This window comes from Gallaecimonas pentaromativorans, assembly GCF_003751625.1.
In the GTDB taxonomy this organism is placed as follows: Bacteria; Pseudomonadota; Gammaproteobacteria; order Enterobacterales; family Gallaecimonadaceae; genus Gallaecimonas; species Gallaecimonas pentaromativorans.
Map to the genome: position 1 here is coordinate 111,895 of NZ_RJUL01000002.1, position 23,344 is coordinate 135,238.

Sequence of the window (23,344 nt, forward strand, 5' to 3'; positions counted from 1 at the left end):
ACATAAGGAGCATGCCATGCTGCGTTTCGGCGTTCTCAGCACTGCCAAGATTGGCCATAAATTCGTGCTGCCGGCCATTCACAAATCCCCCCTTTGCACCCTGATGGCCGTTGCCAGCCGCGATATGGGCAAAGCCCAGCAATACGCGGCCCAGCAGGGTGCCCGCTTTGCCTTTGACAGCTACCAAGCGCTGCTGGCAAGCCCCGAGGTAGATGCGGTTTACATTCCCCTGCCCACCCATATGCACGTTGAGTGGACCTTAAAAGCCCTGGCCGCCGGCAAGCATGTGCTGGTGGAAAAACCCATGGCCCTTAAAGCCGAAGAAATTGACGCCATCATGGACGCCGCCGAGAAGGCCGGTAAACAGGTGATGGAAGCCTTTATGATTGCCTTTCACCCCCAATGGGACTGGGTAAAAGAGCTGCTGGCCGCCAACAAGCTTGGCCGCATTTACAAAGCCAGCGGCCACTTCACCTACTTCAACAAAAAAGACGGGGATTTTCGTAACAACCCAGAAATGGGCGGCGGCGGCCTGCGCGATGTAGGGGTCTACCCCATCATTGCCGGGCGCATGGCGCTGGGCGAGCCAAGGCTTATCGATGCCCATATGGAGCTGGACCCAAGCTACGGCATCGACCGCTTTGTGGATTTCAACCTGGATTTTGACGGCGCCCGGGCCAACTTTTACTGCGGCACCCAGTTGGAGCGCTGCCAGGGCATGAGCATTCACGGCGAGCTTGGCCGCATCGAGATGAACGCGCCTTTTAACCCCATGGACGGCCCCCACGGCGCCAAGGTGGATTTTTACACCGACAAAGCCAGCCATTGCGAGACCCGCTTTTTTGGCAACAGCGACCATTACCTCAATATGATCAATCACTTTTGTGAGGTCATTAGCGGCGAAGCCGCGCCCCGGCTGACCCTGGCCGACTCCCGCGCCAACCAGCAGGTGGTAGACACCATTTTTGCCCAGGCCAAAAGGTGCTAAGCCTGGCGCTGGCCGCTGCCCTTAGCCTCGATGGCGGCCCCCGGCCTTTTGCCGGGGTGGTGCTGGTGGCCAAGGGCCGGGACATAACCTTTAGCCAGGGCGATATCGACCGCCCCTATGTGGTGGGCTCGGTCAGCAAGCAGCTCACCGCCGCCCTGGTGCTGCAAGGGGTAGACGACGGCCTTTGGCAGTTGGACGACCCCATAGGCCGCTATCTCCCAACTCTCGCGCCCTGGAAGGCGCAAGTCACCTTAAAGATGTTGCTAAGCCACAGCAGCGGCGTGGTGGCGCCAGACAAACCCCTGGCCTTTACCCCCGGCAGCCAGTTTCGCTACTCAAACCTGGGTTACCAGTTGCTGGCCAAAGCCCTGGCCCGGGTGCGCGCCAAACCCTTTAGCACTTTGCTTGCCGGCCTTTACCGCCAGTGCGCCATGCTGGGCGGCAAGCCAATTGAAGGCTTTGAGGAGCAACCAGGCGGCTCGCTGACGCCGGTTGATACCCTGGCCCTGATGCCAAACGACCTTGCCTCAGGCACCATGGTGGCCAGCGCTCGCGATTTATGGCACTGGAACCTGTGCCTGCACCAGTCGCCGCTGTTGAGCCGCGCCAGCTACGCCGCCATGACCACCGCCTGGCAGCAGCGCCCCTATCGCTGGGGGCCCATGGGTTACGGTTTTGGCTTGCAGCTTAAGGGCAGCGAAGCCAGCCACAGCGGTTATCTGCCGGGGTACGAGTCATTGCTGAGCTTCGACAAGGGCCAGACCCTGGTGGTGCTGGAGAATGTCTCCTGGCAGCTCGGCGATATCGGCAGGGCTTTTTATTACGAAGATGCGCTAAGAAATGCGCTCAGCGCCGAGGACAATCATGGAACTTAACAGCCGCTGGCTAAAACGCTTCCCAGAGGGTCAAGGGGCCTTTGACGCGCTTTTGGCCCACTACAACGAGCCCCATCGCGCCTACCACAACCTGGAGCATATCCGCCATTGCCTGGCGCTTTTTGACGAGGTGAAAGCGCAGCTCGACGACCCGGACGCCATTGAGCTGGCGCTGTGGTTTCATGACGTAATTTACGACCCCAAAGCCGGTGACAACGAAGCCCAAAGCGCGCTGTGGGCCAAGGCCTGTTTGGCAAAATTGGGGGAAGAGGAAGCGCTTGGCGACAAGGTGGCGGCGCTGGTGCAGCTCACCGCGCACCCGGCGGCGGCGCAAAGCCCGGACGAAGGCCTGCTGCTGGACATCGATTTGGCCATCCTTGGCGCAGCGCCAGCCGCCTTTGAGCGCTACGAGCAGCAAATTCGCCAGGAATACCGGCATGTGCCGAGCCTGTTGTACAAGGTGGGCCGCAGCAAGGTGCTTAAATCCATCGCCCGGGCCCCGAGGCTTTATCACAGTGAGGTGTTTTACCAGCGCTTTGAAAAGCAGGCCCGGGCCAATCTGGCCAAGGCCATCAAGCGGTCGTGGCAATAACGGCGCCGCTGGCACCGCCATTATTTTTGCGGTTTAGCTCGGCCAGTTGGTTGTAGGCGTCCATCAGGGCGCCTTGCACTTGGCTAAGCTGCTGGCTTAGCGCATCCAATTGCTGGGCCTTGGCGTCAGGGTCCATGTCTTTGCTTTGCAACTCCTGGATCTGCTGTTGCAGTTCCTTGGCCTTTTTTTGCAGCTCTTTGATGTGCTGCTTGAGCTGCGCCAGAGGATCGTTGGCGTCAGCCTCGTTTTTTGCTTCTTGCTGCGCCCGAGCCTTGGCGGTGGTTTTCGCCATGGGGTTATCAAGGTGCACCTCGTCAGACCCGTTGCTTTGGCTGGTGCTCTCGCTGGCACTGCCGGTCAGATTGAGGTTGCTGTTGAGGCGGTCGGAAATGGAGAGCATCAGACAACTCCTGTTAGCTGCGCTGCCCTTGGTATCGACCCGCGGGCGCAATCCTTTAGCGTGATGCCAGCACCCGCTCAACGGTATCCACTATGGCCTGGGTTTGCGGATCAATCTCGATGTTAATGGCATCGCCCACCCCCTTGGCGCCGAGGGTGGTGCGGGCCAGGGTTTCAGGAATGAGGTTGACCTCGAAGCCGTCGGGGTGCAGATCGCCTACCGTCAACGAAATGCCGTCTATCCCGATATAGCCCTTGTGCAGCACGTACTTTCGCCAAGGCGCCGGCAGCACAAAACGCAGGGTGCGGTTATCGGGGCTGTCTTTTATCTCAGCCAGTTCTGCCACGCAGTGGATATGGCCCGACATATTGTGCCCGCCTATCTCGTCGCCAAAACGGGCAGCCCGCTCTAGGTTGACCTCGCTGCCTGGGCTTAGCTCACCCAGGTTGGTGACCTTGAGGGTTTCTTTGATGAGGTCGAACGACACTTCGTTACCCTTCACCTCGGTGACCGTCAGGCAGCAGCCGTTGTGGGCCACCGAGGCGCCCAGCTCCAGGCCGCCCAGCAGCTCGTCAGGAAAGCGCACCACGTGGGTGCGAAAATCAGTTTTGTCGGTAACCGCCACCAGTTGGCCTTTACCTTGAACAATGCCGGTAAACATTCAGGCTCCTTTGCCACGCAGCCGCGCCAGTTGCTCAAAGGCGCGGCGGATACGGATAAAGTCCTGGCAATTACCGCCCTTGTCGGGGTGATGCTGCGCTGCCAGGGACCGGTACTGGCGCCTGATCATACGCCAGTCGGCGTTTTCATCCAGCCCTAAATCCTCAAGGGCCTGCGACTGGTGCTCAAGGGCGTCGTAGCGGCGCCAAAAGCCGGTAAGCAGCGCTTCTACTTCCTCAGCGCCGGTGTTGTCGAATTCCTGCCAGTCGAGGTAATAGCTGGCCAAAGGGTCGCTAAGGGTCAGCCCTTGGCCCTCGCCTTGGCCAAGGCTTGGTTGCAATTGAATGTGCATGGCGCTGATGCCAAGGCCCCAGCCGTCTTCGGCCAGTTGCTGGCGAAGGCCATAGAGGCAATTCATCAATGCAAAGTGGCGGCGAAAAAGGCCCAAGTCTCCCCCCACATCGATTTGCACCAGGAAGGGATGTTCGGCCAGGGATTTGAGTAGCTCGTACTCGCTGATGCCCTCGGGGTGTTCGGACAGGCGGGCCAGTACGTCGCTGTTCAGGGGATTATCCATGGCGCCAGATTACCATGAGGGCTTTTAACATGGCATCATGGCCCGGCACCCAAAAGGATTGATTATTCATGCGTTATTGCCTGCCCTTTCTGTTAGGTCTGCTCTCCTTTCAAAGCCTGTCGGCCGACTGGCAAAGCCTTTTGAACCAGCGCCCTGCCGGCAGCCAGGTGGCACTTATCGTCAAACCATTGGGGCAGGGTCATTTGAGCATAGAGCACAATGCCGACCTGCTGCTGCCCCCGGCCAGTACCCAAAAACTGTTCACGGCGCTGGCCGCCGAGCTGACCTTGGGGGACGATTTTCGCTTCGACACCCGCCTTGAAGGCCGTGGCCAACGGGTAAGCGGCGCCTGGCAAGGGGATCTGCGCCTGGTGTTTAGCGGCGCCCCGGATTTAAGCCGCGCCCAGTTGGTAGAGATGCTCCAGGCGCTCAAGGGCCAAGGCATTGGCAAGATAAGCGGCGACCTGATTTTGGACGGCAGCGCCTTTGGCGGCTACGAGCGCGGCCCCGGCTGGCCCTGGGACAACCTGGGGGTGTGCTACAGCGCTCCGGCCTCCAGCCTGACCCTGGCCCACAACTGTGTGGCGGCAAGCCTTAGCGTGCAAAAGCCAGGAGAGGCCGCCCGCTTTTACGTGCCGCCCTTCCAACCGGTGCAGGTGAGCAGCGAGGTTGAGGTGGTAAGCCCATCCCAGCAGCAGCAAAGCCTTTGCCAGTTGGAGTTGCAGCGCGGCCCACAAAACCACTACCAGCTAAGCGGCTGCGTCACTGACGAGCGCGAGGTCTGGCCGCTCAATTTCGCTGTGAACGACACCAGCGCCTACATCATCGATGTGCTCAAAGACGAGCTAAAACGCAACGGCATCCACCTTGGCGGCCAGATAAAACGCCAAGATGGCGCCAACGGCCACTGGCTGCCGTTGGCGGTGGTGCATTCCAAAGCCCTGCCCAAATTGCTCGAACATATGCTGCGGGCCTCTGACAACCTCTACGCCGACAACTTCGCCAAGACCCTTGGCCGTGCTCCCGGCCAGCCAGGCAGCTTTGCCCTTGGAGTGCGGGCGGTGAAAAAGGCCCTGGCCGAGCACCTGGGGCTGAGCTTGCAACCGGCGACATTGGTGGATGGCTCGGGGCTCTCAAGGGACAATCTGGTGAGTGCCAGAGAGCTGGCCGGCGCCCTTCAGTACCTGGCCAGCCACCCGCAACTGGCGGTGTACCAAGGGCTGCCGGTGGCCGGTGTCAGCGGCACCTTGAAGTTTCGCCACAGCCTCACCCGCCCGCCCCTTAAAGGCAATATCAAGGCCAAAAGTGGCACCCTTAACGGCGCCAGCAACCTGGCCGGCTTTTTTACCGGTGCCTCCGGCGAGCGCTATTTGTTTGTGCTGATGAGCGCCAGCCTGTCGCTGGGCGACGACAGCGAAGCGGCAAAGGACACCATGACCCGCTATGAAAGAGCCCTGTTGGAAGGGCTCTACCAGGCCGGTTAAAACAATCTGCCATTGGCGGCATTTGCGCCGCCAATGGCATACAATGCCCGCCAGTTTGTTCTACCGGTCCGGATATCCCTTTTTATGTTCAAAGAAATGGGGCGCTTAACCCGTCTTGCCTCACCCATTCTGATTGCCCAGCTGTCCCAAACCCTGATGAGCTTTGTCGATACGGTGATGGCCGGCCAAGTAAGCGCCGACGACATGGCCTCTGTTGCGGTGGGCGCCAGCCTGTGGTGGCCGATGGCGCTCTTTGTGCTGGGTATATGCATGGCCCTGACCCCCATGGTGGCCAACCACCACGGCGCCAAGGACGACGGCGCCATCGCCCCCATAGTGCAGCAAGGGGCCTGGCTGACCCTTGGCATTACTGCGCTCATTATCCTGCTGGCGCCGCTCACCCCCTGGATACTGGAGCGCATGGCGGTAGCGCCGGTCCTTGCCGAAAAAACCACGCTCTATATCTATTTTGTCTGCGCCGGCCTGCCGGCCTTTGCGCTCTACAACAGCCTTCGCAACTTTGTCGAAGGCATGAGCCACACCATTCCCACCATGGTCATTGGCTTTTTAGGGCTGTTGGTGAACATTCCTGCCAATTATGTGTTTATCCACGGCCTCTTTGGCCTGCCGGCCCTGGGCGGCGCCGGCTGTGGCCTGGCCACGGCGCTGGTGATGTGGTTTATGCTGCTGGCGCTTTGGCTCTACACCGTTATCACCCAGCGCTTTAACCACATTGGCCTTTATAAAAAGCTCTATTGGCCGGATTTTTCGGTGATCCTGCACCTGGCCAAAATAGGTATTCCCATTGCATTGGCCTTCTTTTTCGAGGTGAGCTTGTTTGCTTTGGTTGCGTTGCTCATCGCCCCGTTGGGCAGCGTGGTGGTGGCCGGTCATCAAATCGCCATCAACTTCAGCTCGATGATCTTCATGTTCCCCATGAGCCTGGCCCTGGCGGTCACCATTCGGGTGGGCCACACCATGGGCGAAGGCCACCCGGCGGCGGCCCGCACCAGTTGTTACGCCGGTTTTGTGCTGGGGGTACTGGTGGCCCTGACCACCTGCGTGCTGACGGTGCTGTTCTCCAAGTACATCATCACCATCTACTCTGACGACGCGGCGGTGCTGGCCCTGGCCGGGCACCTGATATTGCTGGCCGCCATCTATCAAATTCCCGATGCCTTCCAGGTGGTAGCCGGTGGCGCCCTTCGCGGCTACAAGGACACCAAGGCGTTGTTTTTCATCACCTTTGTGGCTTACTGGGTGATAGGGCTGCCGCTCGGTTACACCCTGGGCCTGACCGACTTTCTCTTCCCGGCCATGGGCGCTTCTGGCTTTTGGATAGGCTTTATCGCCGGTTTGAGCTCTGCCGCCATCATGCTGGTGCTGCGGGTAAGGGTGCTGCACCGCCGTAACGCCCAGGCCCAGATCCCCCTTGAGGTGGTCACGTGAAATGGCTCGGGTTGTTAGCAGCGCTGCTGCTGGCAGCCTGCTCGCCACGCCCCGATGTGCTGGCCCAGTACCCGGCGCGCTTGGCGCGGGTGCTGGGCACAGATGCCCCCCAAATCACCCCGCCGCTGCTGGCAAAAGGCGGTGGCCGCCAATGGGCATTGGCGGTGCCGGAAGTAACGGTCAATCTCAAGCAGGGTTATGCCCTTCGCCACTGCGATGTCTTAGGGCTGATTGGCGAGCGCAACGCTCCTTTGGGGAAAACCGCGCCGCCGTCCCAGCGCTTTTTGTATGAGCTCAAGTTGCTAAGCGCCCTGAGCCAGTGCCACAGCGACGACCCAGAACTGACCGCCTTGGTTAGCCAACTGGTGGCCGAGAAAAAAGCCAGCCTGCCGCTGGTGGCCTGGCGCCTTGTCAGCGACGACCAGGCTTTTCTCGCCAACTGGCGCTTTGACCACAGCGCCATGGACTTTGCCGGTACCGCATCGGCCCAAACCCTCTTTTTGGATATCAGCGCCTTGCTGCAGGCGCCGGATGAAAAGCGTATGGCCCGCCTCGAAGAGGCCCTTGGCCAGTTTGAGAATGACCGCATCCTGGCCCGCCTTAACCAGCACTTGAGCGATGCCACCCTGTATCTTGATAGCGTCAGCGACCTGATTGAGCGCCACGGTAACAAACTGGTGTGCGTGAATGGCCGGCCCGGCAGCCAGGCCAAAGCGGTGCGGGATTTTTTCTTCAGCTATTACGGCAAGCAGGTTCAGCCCTATCTGGGTGAGCTGGTGGCGGCAGATCGCGCCCTAAAAGGCGCCTTGTGGCCGCTTATCAGCGCCCTGCCCCACCCGGCCGACCCCAACATTGCCTACCTGGCCGCCGACACGCCGCAAAGTTTAAGTGGCCAGTTTCACCAGGCCCTTAGGCGCCACACCCAGGCCTGGCAGCAGCTCTTGGGTCGCTGCGGCTTAAGGCCGGGGCAATAAAAAAACGCCACCCGAAGGTGGCGTTTTACCGTCGCGGCTGGTGTTATTTTTTGCCGCCTTTACCGCCGCCCTTGCCGCCGCCGGGGGTGCCGCCGGTGTCGCCACCGGTGCCGCTACCGCCACAGGCGTTGGCTTCCAAGTAATCGTATGCCGCCTTAGCCTGCACCAGGCCGTAACCGAAGTAATCGTCGCGCCCGGCCGCGCCCAGGTCTTCAGCGGTTGCGTCCAGGGCGTTACGAATGTCGGCGGCGGTGCAGCTCGGATAATGGCTCCACACCAAGGCCGCCACCCCAACCACGTGAGGCGTGGCCATGGAGGTGCCGTCGTAGTAGGCGTAGTTGCCAGGCTCGATGGCAACGGTGGCGCTCTGGCCAAGCTTGGCCAGCATGGCAGCGCCGTCGGCGGCGCTTACCCCCACAGACGGAATGCTGGTGGTGACATCGCCCAAGGTGCCGCTCAGGGCGCCCGGCTCGTTGTTGTAGATGATGGCGCCAACGCCGCCGCCGTTTTCACAGGCCAGGACCTTATCGGCAAAGCTGATGGTGCCGCGCGCAATAAGGCAAACCTGGCCAGGCGCGTTACAGGTGCTCTCGCCGGTGCCGCAATCACTAAGGGCAGCGGTAACACTGGCAACGGGCGAACCTTCCATGCCGAGGGCAGCAAAATCACTGCCGCCAACGGTGGTGCTGGCCACCAGGGCGGTGCCCATGGGCACGGTTGAGAGCACGCCAACGCCGGGAGCCGACAGCTCAACCTGGCTGGTGCGCTGGGAGAAATCGGCGTGGGCCTTGTTCTCGTCAATGGCGGCAACCGAGATAACCGAGTCGTAGGAAGCCGGATAAGAGTGGCGGGTGTTGCCGTCGTTACCGGCGGCGGCCACGCTCAGCACGCCATTGGCGTAGGCACTGGCAAAGGCCCTGTCTTCGGTGCGGCTTTTCACGCTGCCGCCAAGGCTCATGTTGATGACGTTGGCGCCTGCCGCCACGCATTTATTCAAGGCGGTGACCAGGGAAGACGAATAGGCCCAACCGTCGGCGCCGAACACTTTGACAATGTGCAGTTTGAGGGTGGCGCTGGGGTTGACCCCCACCACTCCGACGCTGTTACCGCCATAGCCGGCAATGGTGCCGGCAACGTGGGTGCCGTGGTGGTTTTCGTCGGTGTACCACCAGCCGGTGCCAGAGTCATACTCGCCGTCCACATCGTTCTGGGACAAGTCTTCATGGGAGACATCGTAGCCGGAGTCGATGATGCAGACGGTGCGGTTGCTGGCCATGGCGTCGGTCACCAGGGGCGCCTGCACCATGTCGATGCCGTAAGGCACCACCTGGGCCAGCGGGTAGCGCTTGGCGTCCGGTTCGACAAAGTCCACGTTAGGGTTGTTTTGAATGCCTTTTAAGGCCTGGGCCGGTAGCTCCATGGCTACGGCGTTTTGGGCGCTAAGTTGCAGTTTGACTTTACCGCCAAGGCCCTTGGCGGCAGACATCACCTGCGGGCCTTTGCCTTCTTTGAAGGTGACGATATAGCGCTCGTCGCCGTGGGCGGCCCCCATCAGGGCCAGAGAGACGGCAACCGCAAGCGGCGCGACATGATTGCTCTTCATGAAATGGCTTCCTCGTTATGGTTTTATAAGCCAGTCCTTTGGCGCCCCTCTTCCTTGTGCAAGCAGTATGGCATTAACCAAAATAAACTTTTAGTTAACATTTAAAAAACAAATAGCGCATTTACGGGACGCCCGCGATGCTGCTGAAGAACTTTTGCCAAGGCCGCTGCATAAAAGCTCGCCAAACAACCGCTTGGCTACGCTTTTGCACTTGCCGCCACCCGGGGGCATCGCTATTATTGGCGTCCGTTCCAGCCTGTGGCTGGCAGTACACCCGTAGCTCAGTTGGTTAGAGCACTACCTTGACATGGTAGGGGTCGGTGGTTCGAGTCCACTCGGGTGTACCAAAATTCAGACGTGTACACCCGTAGCTCAGTTGGTTAGAGCACTACCTTGACATGGTAGGGGTCGGTGGTTCGAGTCCACTCGGGTGTACCAAAAATTCAGATGTATACACCCGTAGCTCAGTTGGTTAGAGCACTACCTTGACATGGTAGGGGTCGGTGGTTCGAGTCCACTCGGGTGTACCAGATCGCAAAAGCCCCGCTCACTGAGCGGGGCTTTTTGTTTGCCTGCACCTCAGGCCGGGGATCAGGAACCTGGGCAACTCAAGGTCTTGGCTTCCTTGCCCTGGGGTTCGCCAATGGTGATGTCAGCCAGGCTCAATCTGGCGCCTTTACTGACTTCAAGGGTAAAGGGGCTGGTGACCTTGCCCCATTGGGCGGCGCTTAGACCAAAACAGGACAAGGGTATCTGATAACGCTGCCAGCCTCCTTGATGCAATTGCCCTTGCAGGCTGACGGCCTTGGTGCAGTTTTCCTGACAGATCATGGCCAGAGCCAGCTCGCCGTCTTTGGGCAAGGTTTCGAGATTGGCGGCAAAGGTCAGTACCGTCTTGGCCGGGTCGAAACGGCGCAGATCTTCGACGAAAGTGGTGCGGATACTGATCTTGCTATCGCCCGCCAGGACAAACTGCCGGGCATCTTCCTGCACGCGCCAATCAATGTTGCGTACCTCAAGGCCCCCGTCCTGCCAGACCGAGCCGGTTACCGGGTAGCTTTTGCCACCTTTGACCAACACCAGCTGCCAGGGGTGTTTGATGATCCGGTCAAACAGCGCCAGCCGCGCCGGCGGAGCGTGGCGGCTGGGCAAGTCTTCAGGCAAGCGGGCCAAGTGGCCATCGTCCTCAAAACTCAGGCCCGCGCCCATGGCAAAGAGCGCCTTGGGGCCGGGGCTGCCCTGATCGGCCGGATCGGCCGGCCAGGCAAAGGGCAGACGCCCGGTAACATCAAACCTCGGCTTGGCGTCGTGGGTCCCCACCAGCACATCGGCCACCCCCTCACCTTCGGTGCCGGGCAACCAAGCGGCCACAAAGGCGTCGGAGGCGTTGAGTTCGGGGTTGACCCAGAGCGGGCGGCCACTGAGGAACACCGACACCACCTTGAAACCTTGGGCCTTGAGGCCCTTAAGCAAGGCCAAGTCCCGCTTGCCACCACGCTGGTATTCGAGGTTGTCGATATCTCCTATGCCCTCGGCATAGGGATCTTCCCCGTACACCGCCACCACCAGATCCGGTTTGAAACCGGCCGGCAGCGCGCCGTCAACGCTGAGCCGGGCTTCACCGCCGCCGGCTTTAAGGGCCGATGCCAGGCCGGCGTAGATACTGGTGGCACCGGGAAAGTCGGCGGCGGTGGTGTCATTGCCCTGCCAGGTAACGGACCAACCACCGGCCTGTTTGGCAAGATTGTCGGCGCCATCGCCCACCACCAGCACCTTGGCGTTGGCCGCCAGAGGCAGCAGGCCCCCTTCGTTTTTCAAGAGCACCAGGGATTCGCGTACCGCGCGCCGGGCCAAAGCGCGGTGTGCGGGGCTGGCAACGCTTTTGGCCTTGGGATCTTCACCGGCCATCGGGGTGTTGCCATCGAAAAGGCCGGCTCTGAGCTTGACCCTCAGGATGCGGCGCACCGCGTCGTCAAGGCGCGCTTGGGGGATCTGCCCGGCCTGAACCTGGGCCAGAGTGTTGTCGTAAAGGGGCTGCCAGTGGCCCATTGCACTCATCAAAATATCGACCCCGGCGTTAATCGCCGCCGGGCAGCTTTCATTAGAGCAACCCGGTACCTGGCCGTGGCCATTCCAATCTCCCACCACCAAGCCGTCAAAGCCCATGCGGTCTTTAAGCACCTCAGTCAATAGGTAGTGGTCGCCGTGCAGCTTTTCCCCCTGCCAGCTGCTAAAGGAAGCCATGATGGTCTGCACCCCGGCTTGGATGGCACCGATGTAGCCCTGGGCATGCAATGCCACCAGCGTCGCTTCACTCACCGGATTGTCACCCTGGTCCTCGCCGCCCAAGGTGCCACCGTCACCGATAAAGTGTTTGGCAGTGGCCAGGGTGTGAGTCGATGACAGCCAGCCTTTGCCCAGCTCGCCCTGCATCCCGTTGACATAGGCTTTCGCATAACGGCGGATAAGGTTCGGGTCCTGACCAAAGGATTCGTAGCTGCGGCCCCAGCGGGTGTTACTGACCAGCGCTACTGTGGGGGCGAACACCCAATTGATGCCGGAGTTTCGCACTTCCCTGGCGGTCAGGGCCGCCAGCTGCTCCACCAGTTGCGGATCGTGCGTGGCTCCCAGGGCAATGTTGTGGGGAAAGAGGGTTGCCCCCACCACATTGCCGTGGCCATGCACCGCATCCGTTCCCCACAGCGGCGGGATGGCGGCGCCGTCCAGGCTGTCGTCCAGGCCGGCCCGGTAGAGCTTCTCGGCGAGATCTCGCCAGTCCTTGAGCGAGGCATTCCTGTTGCCGTCAGGAAAAGAGCCGCCGCCGTTGAGGAAGGAGCCAAAACCGTAGCGACGCATGTCCTCCACCGTGATGTCACGGATCTCCGGCTGGATCAGTTGCGCCACTTTCTGGGCCGCCGTCATCTTCGCCAACATGGCATCGATGCGCCCTTCCAGCACCGGGTCCCTTTTAAAAGGGCTGATATGCGCGGGCCAGCGCTCGATGTCGCGGCTGTTGTCCACATTGGTGGATTGGGCCAGGGCTTGGCCTGCGGTCATGAGCACCGCCAAGGCGCTAAGTTTCCATACTTTCATCAATGATCCCCTGCTGCTGGCATGACGGCGGGCCGCTGCACAAGGCCTATGGCGATGTGCCTCAATGACCGCCCCGCTGTCGTTGCTGACTTCACTGCGCGTTGACATTTTACGTCAACGTCATTAGATTTGTGTAAGCGCTTTCATTTTTAACAACAATTTAACTGTCGTCAACTGGTTTTACGCCCTGCCAGTTGGGTCCGAAGCGTCCCCAGAGGATGGGCGACAAGGTGATTCAGGATGATATTTATGTCCACTATTCAATCTCTTAGCCTACCTGCTCACTCCCCTATGCGACACCGGGATTTCTTGTTTGGGGTGGCCACTGCCTCCTTTCAAATTGAGGGTGACGCCGGCAGTCGGTTGCCCTGCATTTGGGACACCTTCTGCGCCACCCCCGGCAAGATAGCCGATGGCAGCAATGGTTTGACCGCCTGCAACCATGTGCAGCATTGGTATGACGACGTGGCCCTGATTGAACAGCTGGGCGTGGGCGGCTATCGCCTGTCCATTGCCTGGGGCCGGGTCATGAACCGGGATGGTAGCGTCAACGACGCCGGCATGGCCTTTTACATCCGGCTGCTCGATGAGCTCAATCGCCGCGGCATTAAGCCCTTTGTCACCCTCTACCACTGGGATCTGCCCCAGTACCTGGAAGACGCCGGCGGCTGGCTAAACCGCGATACCTGTTACGCCTTCAAAGACTACGCCCGGGCCGTGGCCGAGCATCTGGGGGACAGGGTTCATGCCTACGCCACCCTCAACGAGCCGTTCTGCAGCTCCTTTCTCGGCTACGAAGCCGGCATTCATGCACCGGGCCACGCCAGCCGGGCCAAAGGCCGCACCGCCGCCCATCACCTGTTGCTGGCCCATGGCCTGGCGATGAAAGAACTGCGTGCCGTGCTGCCGAACACCAAAGCCGGCATCGTGCTGAACTTCACCCCGGCCTACCCACTCACCGCCAGCAGCGCAGACGCCAACGCCGCCAAGCTGGCCAACCAGTATTTCAATCTGTGGTACCTGCAACCGCTGATGACGGGCCAATATCCGGCCATCATTGACGCCCTCAAGGCCGACGAGCGGCCGCCGGTGCAAGCTGGCGACATGGACATTATCCAGGCCCCCCTGGACTACCTGGGCGTGAACTATTACACCCGCGCCATGTACCAGGCCGGTGGCGATCTTGGCTTTGAAGAAGTGCGTGTGCCAGGGGTGCCTCGCACCGACATTGGCTGGGAAATAAGGCCCCAGGCCTTTACCGAGCTGCTGGTTGATCTGCACCAGCAGTTCAGGCTGCCGCCGATTTACATCACCGAAAACGGCGCCGCCCAAGACGATGTGCCGGTTGATGGCAAGGTCCACGACGCCATGCGTCTTGACTATCTGCAACAGCACTTGTTGGCAGTGCACGACGCCATAACTCAGGGTGTTGATGTAAAAGGATATTTTGCCTGGAGCCTGATGGACAACTTCGAATGGGCAGAGGGCTATTCCAAACGCTTCGGCATTGTCTACGTGGACTACCAAACCCAGCAGCGTATTCCCAAATCCAGCGCGATGGCCTATCGCGGGCTCCTGGGAGAGATAAAGGCACAGGGTGCAAATTAAGCACAAGGAGTCAGTTATGTTGAGCGTAAGAGAAAAGATCGCCTACGGCCTTGGCGATACCGCCAGCAACTTCATTTTCCAGACCGTGATGCTGTTTTTGACCTTCTTCTACACCGACATCTTCGGCATTTCGCCGGCCTTTGTCGGCACCATGTTCCTGCTGGTACGGGTGATGGATGCGGTCACCGATCCGCTGATGGGGTATCTGTCTGATCGCACCCAAAGCCGCTTTGGTCGCTACCGCCCTTACCTGTTGTGGTTTGCCCTGCCCTTTGCGGCCATCAGCGTGCTGGCCTTTACTACGCCGGACTTGAGCCAGGGGGGCAAACAGCTTTATGCACTGGGTACCTATGCGCTGCTGATGCTGGCCTATACCGCCATCAACATCCCCTACTGCGCCCTGGGCTCGGCCCTGACCACCAACCCGGCAGAGCGGGTGTCGGTACAGTCCTACCGCTTCGTGTTTGCCATGCTCGGCGGCCTTATCGTCAGCTCCCTGACTCTGCCGCTGGTGGATTATTTTGGCCATGGCGACAAAGCCAAGGGCTACCAGATGGCCATGGTGCTGATGAGTATTGCCGGCGCCGTGATGTTCCTGCTGTGCTTTGCCGGTACCCGCGAGCGGGACCAGACGCCCCGCCAAGAGGGGATGAATTTTGGTAAAGCTTTCAAATCGTTATGGGCCAACGACCAATGGCGGGTATTGGCCGGCGCTGCCATCTTTTTGCTGACCGGCCAGGTGCTGAAAAACACCCTGACCATCTATTACGTCAAGTACTGCCTGAATCTGCCGGACATGATCAGCCTCTTTGTGACCTGCGGCATGGTGGGCAATATCCTGGGGGTCGCCCTGGCCAAGAAAGTGGCCGATAGGGTCTGCAAGGTCAAAGCCTACATCGTGCTGCAACTGCTGGCGGCGCTACTTAGCCTGGTTGCCTGGTTGGTACCGACGGGGGCCACGGCATTGGCACTGGTGCTCTATGTGGGTTGGTGCTTTACCATCAACATGGGTACCCCCATGCTGTGGGCCAAAATGGCCGATACCGTGGATTATGGTGAATTCAAGACTGGGGTGCGCAGCACCGGCATGGTCTATTCCTCGGTGATCTTCTTTATCAAACTGGGCTTGGCCCTGGGTGGCGCCCTGGCCGGTTGGCTGCTGGCGGCCTACGGCTACCAGGCCGATGTTCCCCAGCATGACGATACCCGTCAAGGCATCTTGCTGAGCTTTACCCTCTGCCCGGCTATCGCCTCTGTGCTGGTGGCGCTGGTGATGCGATACTATCGCCTGGATAACCGCCGCGTCAGCGAGATCAGCATGGCGCTAAAGGAACAGCACTCCGGTACCTGAGGATCGCGACGACATGGCCACCATCTACGACGTTTCCAATCTGGCGAGGGTATCGCTGGCCACCGTTTCCAGGGTGATCAACGATACCGGCAAGGTCAGTGACAAGACCCGCCAGAAAGTCCATGAGGCCATGGAGCAGCTCGGTTACCGGCCCAATACCATCGCCCAGTCTCTAGCCTCTAACCGCTCCAACAGCGTTGGCGTGCTGGTGTCGCAGCTGGATGGCCCCTTCTACGGGCCCATGATGCGGGAAATAGAGTCGGTGCTGCGCGCCGCCAACAAGCACGTGATCATCGCCGCCGGGCATTCCGACGCCATCCAAGAGCAAGAAGCCGTAGAATTTTTGGTTTCTCGGGGCTGTGACGCCCTGATCGTCGATGCCGAAATGCTGGCCAACGAATATCTGGTTGCCCTTGGCAAGGGAAAGACCCCGGTGGTGTTCATCAACCGCCATGTCGAAGGCATAGACGACAGATGCGTCCATATGGACAACCTCCAAGGCGGCTATCTGGCCAGTCGCCACGTGCTGGAGCGGGGCCACCGCCAGGTGGGTTATATCTCGGGGCCCCTCTTCAAACAGGATGCCAGGGAACGCCTGGCAGGTTATATCCAGGCCCTGGCCGAGTTCGGCGTGCCTTTTGACCCGGACTTTTTCCACGAAGGGGATTTTCTGGAAGAAAGCGGTGCCGACGGCATGGCCAAGTTGCTGCAAAGCGGCAAACCGCTGACTGCCGTGGTCTGCGCCAACGACCATATGGCATCAGGCGCCATCGCCCTGTGCCTTGAGCGCGGCATGCGGGTCCCGGAAGACATGTCTTTTGTCGGTTTTGATAACATCCCCTTCCCCAAATACATCTCACCCAAGCTGACCACGGTGTCCAACCCCATCCAAGCTATGGGCAAGATGGCGGCCAATTGGGTGCTGCAACAAGTTTACGACGCCAAAGATATCCCCTTCGCCCACAGGTTCGCGCCCGAACTCATAGTCCGCGAATCAGTCACCGATCTCAACGTATAGAAAAAAGCGAATAAAAACGGGCCGTTATGGCCCGTTTTTTGTTTCCCACGCCGAGCAAATTCCCAACAATGTGACGCCAGCGTCAATATTGACGTTAACGACAACGACACAAAGGATTGACAGTATTTTCACCCTACCCTACATTATGAAAGCGCTTACATTTTATGCCTAAAGGAGCGGTACACCGGCATGAGTGAGGCTTGACAATAGGATTGGCTGACCGGCTAACGCGGCAGCAGCCAAAGGGAGAAAATTAAAAATGCAGCATAAAAAATTCAGAAAAACCCAGCTGGCCACCAGCCTGTCACTGGCTTTGGGCCTGGGCCTGTTCAATGCCCTGCCCAGTTGGGCCGACGAAGGGGAACAGGCCGACCAGCCAAACAACGATATCGAAGTCATTGAAGTGACAGGGATCCGCTCCAGCCTGGTGCGATCCATGGATGTCAAACGCAGCGCCAACGGCGTGGTGGACTCCATTTCCGCCACCGACATCGGCAAGTTCCCAGACACCAACCTGGCCGAATCCCTGCAGCGTATTAGCGGCGTATCCATTGACCGGGTCAATGGTGAAGGGAGCAAGGTGACGGTCCGCGGCTTCGGCCCCGAATTCAACCTAGTGACCCTCAATGGCCGCCAGATGCCCGTGACCACCGGCAGCCGCTCCTTTGATTTTGCCAATTTGGCCTCCGAGAGTGTCAGCGGCGTCGAAGTCTACAAAACCAGTGTGGCTTCCCAGCCCTCCGGCGGTATCGGGGCGACCGTCAACATCCTGACCCACAAGCCCTTGAGCACGCCGGGCTTGGTGGCCTCCTTCAGCGCCAAGGCCCTGGACGATAAAAGTACCGACAAGGGCAACACCACCCCCGAGTTCTCCGGCCTTTACTCCAACACCTTTGCCGACGACAAGTTCGGGATCTCCATCTCCGGCAGCTATCAAAAACGCGAAAGCGGTAACCGCCAGGCCATGGTGGGCACCGGCTGGCGCAGCTTTCCCGGCTCGGTGGACAACAGCGTTGTCGACGGTAACTCCGAGTGGGGCGCTGTTCCCCGCGACAACCAGGTGAATCGTCCCGGCGACGACGACATCTACTCGGTTCCCCAGACCACCATCTACCGCTTCGAAGAGCAGCAGCGTAAGCGCACCAACGGCCAACTGGTGCTGCAATACCAACCGGCAGACAACCTGCGTACCACCCTCGATTACACCTATATGCGTAACGACGTGGATACCCAGTACCATGACATCTCGGCCTGGTATACCTTCGTGCCCTCCGAGAACGTCTGGTCAGACGGCCCCATCGCCTCGCCGCTGATTTACTCCGAGGCCTATGACACCCCGCAGGACTTGTCCATGGCCGCAGGGGATTACGGGGTGCGCAACCAAAGCGGTTCTTTGGGCTTTAACGCCAAGTGGGACGTTAACGACAGCCTGACCCTGTCCTTTGACGCCCATCACTCTTATGCCGAGTACAAACCCAACAATCCTCTGGGTTCAAGCAACACCCTGTCCACCGCGGCCTTCATCCGCACCAGCGCCGCCACCGATTTCACCGGCGACTTGCCAGTACTGGCGGTAGGAGGCGGCAACGACGTAAAACCTTCCGACATGCGGGTCACCGGCAGCCATTTCACCAACACCCGTAACCGTTCCGAAATTCACCAATACCAGTTCAGCGGCCAGTACCTGTTCGACATGCCGGCCAGCATTGATTTCGGGGTGTCTTTCCTGGAAGTGGAGAACCGCTCTCAGGAACGCACCGTGCAGCGTAACGACTGGGGCGGTGTCGGCCAGGCCGGCGACCTAGACGATGCCTGGTTCCCAACCGAGTCGGTAATAGACAAGTTCGACAGCCACGGCGGCAACTTCTTGGGCAACAACGCCTTTGACCCGCTCAACACCATGTTCTTCTGGGACTTCCACAAGGTACGTGACAGGGCCGAACAGCTCTATTCCAACGGCCCTGGCGCCGGCGACTGCGGCAGCAACTTCTGCCCGGCCTCGGACTACAACAACGAGATAAACCGCTACACCAAAGAAAAATCCACCGCCGCTTACGGCCAGTTCAACTACAACGGCGAACTGGGTAGCATGACCTATGATCTGCACCTGGGTATGCGTTACGAGAAGACCGATGTGGATTCGGTCTCGGCAGTCGTGGACTACGGCAGTGCCAGTTGGATAGCCGACACCGAAGTCGAGCTGGAATCGGCAGGCCAGATCTTCGGTAGCCAAAAAGGCAGTTACGATTACTGGCTGCCCAGCGTCAACTTCAACCTGGATGTCACCGACGACATTAAGATGCGTTTGGCGTACAGCAAAACCATCGGTCGGCCCGATTATGTCTCCATCCAGGGCGGTACCGTACTGGCCCCTCTGGCCAACAAGGCCGGTGGTACCGGTACCGCAGGTAACCCCAGCCTGCTGCCGCTCGAGTCCAACAACTACGACTTCTCGCTGGAGTGGTACTACGACGAGGGCAGTTACGCTTCCGTGGGTTACTTCCGTAAGGACACCAAAAACTGGATCACCAACGAGCTGCGTAAGGTCACCGTCGACGGCCTGGCCAACCCTATCGGTGGTAAGCGCTACCGCGAGGCCGTGGCTGCCCTGGGCGACACCGACTCGGCCAAGGTTCGCCAGTGGATCTTCGACAACTACGGCTCCGACCCCTATGTCGACGCTGCCAATGGTGCTATTACCGGCAACCCGAATGAAGATCCGCTGATGTCGTTCAACGTCGACACCCCCGTCAACAGTAGCCGCAAGGACACCATCGACGGTTGGGAGTTTGCGGTGCAGCACTTCTTCGGGGAAAGCGGCTTTGGCATCATCGCCAACTACACCCTGGTGGACAGCAATACCAGCTACGACAACTTTATCCTGATGGACCAGCCGGCCCTGGTGGGTCTGTCCGATACCGCCAATGCCGTGTTGGTCTATGAGAACTACGGTTTTCAGGCCCGTGTTGCATACAACTGGCGTGATCAGTTCCTCAGCTCACGAACACAGGAAGACACCGGGGCCAACCCTCAGTACGTGGAGGCCTACCACCAGGTGGACTTTTCTATCAGCTACGATATCGAAGCCATCGAAGGGCTGACGGTGTCCCTCGAAGGCATCAATGTCACCAACGAACCGACCCGTGTGCATGGCCGCGCCAAGGAGCAGGTACTGAACCTGACCGAAACCGGCGAGCGCTACGCCCTGGGTGTGCATTACAGCTTCTAAAGCCAACCAAGGGCCGGGTGTGTCCCGGCCCTTGCCTTGGTGGCGCCCTAACCGTTAGCTTTAAATCATGGGTCTGGACTGCACCCTCCCGCCTTCTATCGCTCGGCAAGGACCGTTCAGCCGCCCTCCCTTTTCGCCCGCCAGTTCGGGCCTTTTGGACATAACAACAAGCAGCAGGAAGCCGACATGAGTCAGCATGCGTTATTGAACAGCGTCGAGCATAGCGATCTGAAAGTCATCACCCAGGCGGGGGCCGAGTACGGTGACAACCTCTGGTTCACTCCCACCTTCCCCCAAGAATTTCGCGCCGTTAGCGCCTATTACCCGATTTTTTTCCACAAGGATCCGGCCACCGATACCTTCCACGCCGTGGCCCTCTTTGGCTTTACCCACAACGACAACCTCTTTTTGGACGGTGACCACTGGCAGGCCGGCTACATTCCGCTGAGCCTGCGCCGCCAACCCTTCCTCATTGGCCGCCAGCGTTTCAAAGAAGATGGCATGGACAAGGAGCAGCGGGTCATCCATATCGACCTCGCCCACCCCAGGGTTAGCCGCAGCCAGGGCGAACCGCTGTTTTTGCCGCTGGGTGGCAACAGCGATTATCTCGACCACATGGCCGAGTTACTGGAAACCCTGCATCTGGGCATGGAAGATGGCCAAGATTTTGTGGAAAACCTTAAGCGCCTGGCGTTGCTGGAAGTGGTGACCCTGGAACTGACCCTCAATGACGGCAGCCAGCACCAGATGGTGGGCTTTTACACCATCGACGAGGCGCGTCTGGCCCAGCTTGACGGCGAGACCTTGGCCGAGCTCAACCGCCGCGGCCATTTGCTGGCGATCTACCTGGCCATCGCATCCCAGTCTCGGATGCGCGATCTGCTGGCCCGCAAAAACCAGAGGCTGGGGCTATGACCGCTGGGCCGGCCCAGATTGAAGAGTGCGTGGCACCGGGGCCAGAGGCGATACTGGCCGCCATCGCCGGCCGCGACCAGCCCCTGGTGTTTCGCGCCGGCGCCCGCCATTGGCCGCTCACTCAACAGGGCCTGGACTCCGACCAGGCCGCCCTCACTTATCTGAGTGGCTTTGCCGCCCAGCCGGTCGCAGTGTGCGAGCTGCCCCCCGAGGCCAAAGGCCGGGTCTTTTTCAACGACCAGATGGACGGTTTTAACTTCCGGGGTTACCGCCAGCACTTTGCCGAGCTGGCCGAGCGCCTGGCTGGCGGCGACCTGGCGGCGGGTCTTTATATGGGCTCGACCGAGACCACACAGTTTTTCCCCGGCTTTGCCGAGCAGCACGGCCAGGATTTTGCCGCCCTGGGGGCGCTGACCAGCCTTTGGGTGGGCAACGCCTCGCGTATTGCCGCCCATTTCGATTTCCCCCATAACCTGGCCTGCAACCTGGTGGGGCAGCGCACCTTTACCCTGTTCCCGCCCCAAGAAGTGGGCAATCTCTACGTCGGCCCCCTAGGCTTGGCGCCGGGCGGCCAGGACATCAGCCTGGTCAACTTCGACGAGCCCGACTTTGACCGCTTTCCCAAGGCCGCCGAGGCGTTGGCGGCGGCCCAACAGGCTACCCTCGAGCCAGGGGACATCCTCTTTATTCCCTCCCTGTGGTGGCATCAGGTGGTGGCCAAGGCGAGCCTCAACGTGCTGATGACCTTCTGGTGGCGCGACAGCCCGGCCTGGCTCGGCCGCCCCACCAACGCCCTGCTCCACGCCGTGCTGAGCCTGCGCGATCTCCCCAAGGCCCAGCGCCAGGCCTGGAAGGCGCTGTTTGACCATTACGTATTCGACCACGACGGTGCCCCGGCGCATCTCCCCGAGCAGGCCCAGGGGCCCCTGGCCAGCCCCATGACCGAGCAGGCCGCCCGGCTGCTGCGCGCCGAGCTGATGGCCAAGTTCAAACGCTGATAACAACCAGATAAGAGGCTGACAATGGACAACAAGATAACCAAAGTGGTGATAGCCGGGGGCGGTACCGCCGGCTGGATGGCGGCGGCGGCCTTTGGCAAACTGATGGGCAAACGCCTGGATATCACCTTGGTGGAGTCAGACGACATCGGCACTGTTGGTGTCGGCGAGGCCACCATCCCTACCCTGCAACTTTTCCACCGACTGCTGGGCATCAAGGAGCCGGAGCTGATGGCGGCTACCAACGCCACCTTCAAGCTCGGTATCCAGTTTGAAAACTGGTACCAACAAGGCCAGAACTACCTGCATTCCTTCGGCTTTTTGGGCCAAGGCTGCTGGGCCTGCGGCTTTCACCATTTTTGGAAAAAAGGCCAAGAGCTGGCGCTGGTGAGCGAGATTGGCGACTACTGCGCCGAGCACCTGGCCGCCCGCCAGGGCCGCTTTGCGGTACTGCCGGGGCAAGACGCCAATCATGCCTACCATTTTGACGCCGCTCTCTATGCCCGCTTTTTGCGCCAATTGGCCGAAAACCATGGCGTGAAACGGCTAGAAGGGAAAATTGCCAAGGTTCGCCAATGCCCACAAAGCGGCAACCTTCAGGCCCTGCAACTTGAAAGTGGCGAGCAGGTTGCAGGGGACTTCTTTCTCGATTGCACCGGCTTTCGGGCGCTGCTTATCGAGCAGACCCTCCATGCCGGCTTTGACGATTGGACCCATTACCTGCCCTGTGACAGCGCCATTGCGGTGCAGACCGAGAACATCGGCGCGCCGCTGCCTTACACTCGCGCCATTGCCCACCACAGCGGCTGGCAATGGCGCATCCCGCTGCAAAGTCGCACCGGCAATGGCCTGGTCTTTTGCAGCAGTTACATGACCGACGACGACGCCATCAAGCTGCTGCTGGAGAACATCAAAGGCGCACCTATCAACGCGCCGCGGGTTATCAAATTCCGCACCGGCAGCCGCCGCGCCCACTGGAAGAAAAACTGCGTGGCGTTGGGCCTTGCCAGCGGCTTTTTGGAACCGTTGGAGTCCACCAGCATCCACCTTATCCAACGCTCCATTATCCGCTTGTTGCAGATGTTCCCAAGCCAGGGCCTGATAGAGGCAGACATGCTTGAGTTCAACCGCCAGACCATGGAGGAGATGACCAACATCCGCGATTTTCTGGTGCTGCACTACCGGGCCACGGCCCGCACCGACAGCCCCTTTTGGCGCCACTGCGCGGCCATGGACATCCCCGATAGCCTGGCCCGGCGCATCAGCCTCTTTCGCGAGTCCGGCGCCGTCTACAAGTACAGCCAGGATCTGTTCGGCGAAAGCTCCTGGGTACAGGTGATGATGGGCCAGGGCATAGTACCTGCGCGCTACCACCCCATAGTGGACATGCTCGACATCAAGGAACTGGGGGACATGCTGGACAAGCTGCGCGCCAAGGCCCGCCATGAGGCAGGGCGCTTCCCGCCTCACCAGGACTTTATCAACCACTACTGCAAAGCCGCGCCTTGAAAGGCAGCGCCGCCGCCGGCG

Annotated in this window: 18 protein-coding genes and 3 tRNA genes; 16 read left to right on the forward strand and 5 right to left on the reverse strand. The window is 60.0% G+C overall.

Going from position 1 to position 23,344, the window contains the following annotated elements; all coding sequences use genetic code 11:
- The first annotated feature begins 16 nt into the window (after positions 1-16).
- From EDC28_RS03350 to EDC28_RS03360, 3 genes are read left to right on the forward strand one after another with little or no spacing between them, the layout of a single operon-like run.
- Positions 17-988 carry a Gfo/Idh/MocA family protein gene (locus EDC28_RS03350; RefSeq protein WP_050658545.1) on the forward strand — a complete coding sequence of 324 codons (972 nt, stop codon included), beginning with the start codon at positions 17-19 and terminating at the stop codon, positions 986-988.
- The gene (locus EDC28_RS03355; RefSeq protein WP_123420672.1) at positions 982-1,863 is read left to right on the forward strand and encodes a serine hydrolase domain-containing protein; all 882 of its coding nucleotides are present in this window, start codon (positions 982-984) and stop codon (positions 1,861-1,863) included. The genes EDC28_RS03350 and EDC28_RS03355 overlap by 7 nt, the downstream gene beginning before the upstream one ends.
- Positions 1,853-2,455, forward strand: coding sequence for an HD domain-containing protein (locus tag EDC28_RS03360; protein ID WP_123420673.1), 603 nt, complete (start codon positions 1,853-1,855; stop codon positions 2,453-2,455). Before EDC28_RS03355 ends, EDC28_RS03360 begins: the two co-directional genes overlap by 11 nt.
- Here EDC28_RS03360 and EDC28_RS03365 read toward each other — a convergent pair.
- The 3 genes from EDC28_RS03365 to EDC28_RS03375 are packed head-to-tail and all read right to left on the reverse strand — an operon-like array spanning position 2,436 to position 4,092.
- A complete protein-coding gene (locus EDC28_RS03365; protein ID WP_050658548.1) occupies positions 2,436-2,855 on the reverse strand; it encodes a hypothetical protein in 420 nt (139 codons plus the stop codon). The genes EDC28_RS03360 and EDC28_RS03365 overlap by 20 nt on opposite strands.
- A gap of 55 nt (positions 2,856-2,910) precedes the next feature.
- Positions 2,911-3,516 carry a riboflavin synthase gene (locus EDC28_RS03370; protein ID WP_050658549.1) on the reverse strand — a complete coding sequence of 202 codons (606 nt, stop codon included), beginning with the start codon at positions 3,514-3,516 and terminating at the stop codon, positions 2,911-2,913.
- Entirely contained in the window at positions 3,517-4,092 is a 576-nt protein-coding gene (locus EDC28_RS03375) for a DNA-J related domain-containing protein (RefSeq protein WP_050658550.1), read from the reverse strand.
- A gap of 68 nt (positions 4,093-4,160) precedes the next feature.
- Between EDC28_RS03375 and dacB the strand changes: the two genes are divergently transcribed.
- The 3 genes from dacB to EDC28_RS03390 all read left to right on the forward strand — a co-directional run bounded on the left by dacB (position 4,161) and on the right by EDC28_RS03390 (position 7,999).
- A complete protein-coding gene (gene dacB / locus EDC28_RS03380) occupies positions 4,161-5,576 on the forward strand; it encodes a D-alanyl-D-alanine carboxypeptidase/D-alanyl-D-alanine endopeptidase (protein ID WP_123420674.1) in 1,416 nt (471 codons plus the stop codon).
- An 84-nt stretch (positions 5,577-5,660) separates the two neighbouring features.
- Complete coding sequence (locus EDC28_RS03385; protein ID WP_123420675.1) at positions 5,661-7,025, forward strand: MATE family efflux transporter; 1,365 nt, start codon at positions 5,661-5,663, stop codon at positions 7,023-7,025.
- Positions 7,022-7,999: a DUF3080 family protein gene (locus tag EDC28_RS03390; protein ID WP_123420676.1), complete on the forward strand. Its 978-nt coding sequence runs from the start codon at positions 7,022-7,024 to the stop codon at positions 7,997-7,999. Before EDC28_RS03385 ends, EDC28_RS03390 begins: the two co-directional genes overlap by 4 nt.
- Positions 8,000-8,042: 43 nt before the next feature.
- On the opposite strand, the gene EDC28_RS03395 is transcribed toward EDC28_RS03390, so the two are convergent.
- Complete coding sequence (locus EDC28_RS03395) at positions 8,043-9,602, reverse strand: S8 family serine peptidase (RefSeq protein WP_123420677.1); 1,560 nt, start codon at positions 9,600-9,602, stop codon at positions 8,043-8,045.
- 270 nt (positions 9,603-9,872) lie between these two features.
- Here EDC28_RS03395 and EDC28_RS03400 point away from each other — a divergent pair.
- The 3 genes from EDC28_RS03400 (at position 9,873) to EDC28_RS03410 (ending at position 10,132) form a co-directional block, all read left to right on the forward strand.
- Positions 9,873-9,949: transfer RNA gene (locus EDC28_RS03400), tRNA-Val, on the forward strand.
- A 14-nt stretch (positions 9,950-9,963) separates the two neighbouring features.
- Positions 9,964-10,040: transfer RNA gene (locus tag EDC28_RS03405), tRNA-Val, on the forward strand.
- A gap of 15 nt (positions 10,041-10,055) precedes the next feature.
- Positions 10,056-10,132: transfer RNA gene (locus tag EDC28_RS03410), tRNA-Val, on the forward strand.
- 61 nt (positions 10,133-10,193) lie between these two features.
- Here EDC28_RS03410 and EDC28_RS03415 read toward each other — a convergent pair.
- On the reverse strand, positions 10,194-12,695 hold the full coding sequence (locus EDC28_RS03415) for a glycoside hydrolase family 3 protein (protein WP_170164011.1): 2,502 nt from the start codon (positions 12,693-12,695) through the stop codon (positions 10,194-10,196).
- Between the two features lie 249 nt (positions 12,696-12,944).
- Here EDC28_RS03415 and EDC28_RS03420 point away from each other — a divergent pair, with 249 nt between their 5' ends.
- The 7 genes from EDC28_RS03420 to EDC28_RS03450 all read left to right on the forward strand — a co-directional run bounded on the left by EDC28_RS03420 (position 12,945) and on the right by EDC28_RS03450 (position 23,323).
- Positions 12,945-14,303 carry a GH1 family beta-glucosidase gene (locus tag EDC28_RS03420; RefSeq protein ID WP_123420929.1) on the forward strand — a complete coding sequence of 453 codons (1,359 nt, stop codon included), beginning with the start codon at positions 12,945-12,947 and terminating at the stop codon, positions 14,301-14,303.
- Between the two features lie 16 nt (positions 14,304-14,319).
- Positions 14,320-15,654, forward strand: coding sequence for a glycoside-pentoside-hexuronide (GPH):cation symporter (locus EDC28_RS03425; RefSeq protein ID WP_050658556.1), 1,335 nt, complete (start codon positions 14,320-14,322; stop codon positions 15,652-15,654).
- Between the two features lie 13 nt (positions 15,655-15,667).
- The gene (locus EDC28_RS03430; RefSeq protein ID WP_123420679.1) at positions 15,668-16,672 is read left to right on the forward strand and encodes a LacI family DNA-binding transcriptional regulator; all 1,005 of its coding nucleotides are present in this window, start codon (positions 15,668-15,670) and stop codon (positions 16,670-16,672) included.
- A gap of 259 nt (positions 16,673-16,931) precedes the next feature.
- On the forward strand, positions 16,932-19,901 hold the full coding sequence (locus EDC28_RS03435; RefSeq protein WP_123420680.1) for a TonB-dependent receptor: 2,970 nt from the start codon (positions 16,932-16,934) through the stop codon (positions 19,899-19,901).
- A gap of 186 nt (positions 19,902-20,087) precedes the next feature.
- Positions 20,088-20,816: a SapC family protein gene (locus EDC28_RS03440; protein WP_050658559.1), complete on the forward strand. Its 729-nt coding sequence runs from the start codon at positions 20,088-20,090 to the stop codon at positions 20,814-20,816.
- The gene (locus EDC28_RS03445; protein WP_123420681.1) at positions 20,813-21,814 is read left to right on the forward strand and encodes a cupin-like domain-containing protein; all 1,002 of its coding nucleotides are present in this window, start codon (positions 20,813-20,815) and stop codon (positions 21,812-21,814) included. The genes EDC28_RS03440 and EDC28_RS03445 overlap by 4 nt, the downstream gene beginning before the upstream one ends.
- 24 nt (positions 21,815-21,838) lie before the next feature.
- A complete protein-coding gene (locus EDC28_RS03450; RefSeq protein ID WP_123420682.1) occupies positions 21,839-23,323 on the forward strand; it encodes a tryptophan halogenase family protein in 1,485 nt (494 codons plus the stop codon).
- The last annotated feature ends 21 nt before the right edge of the window (positions 23,324-23,344 follow it).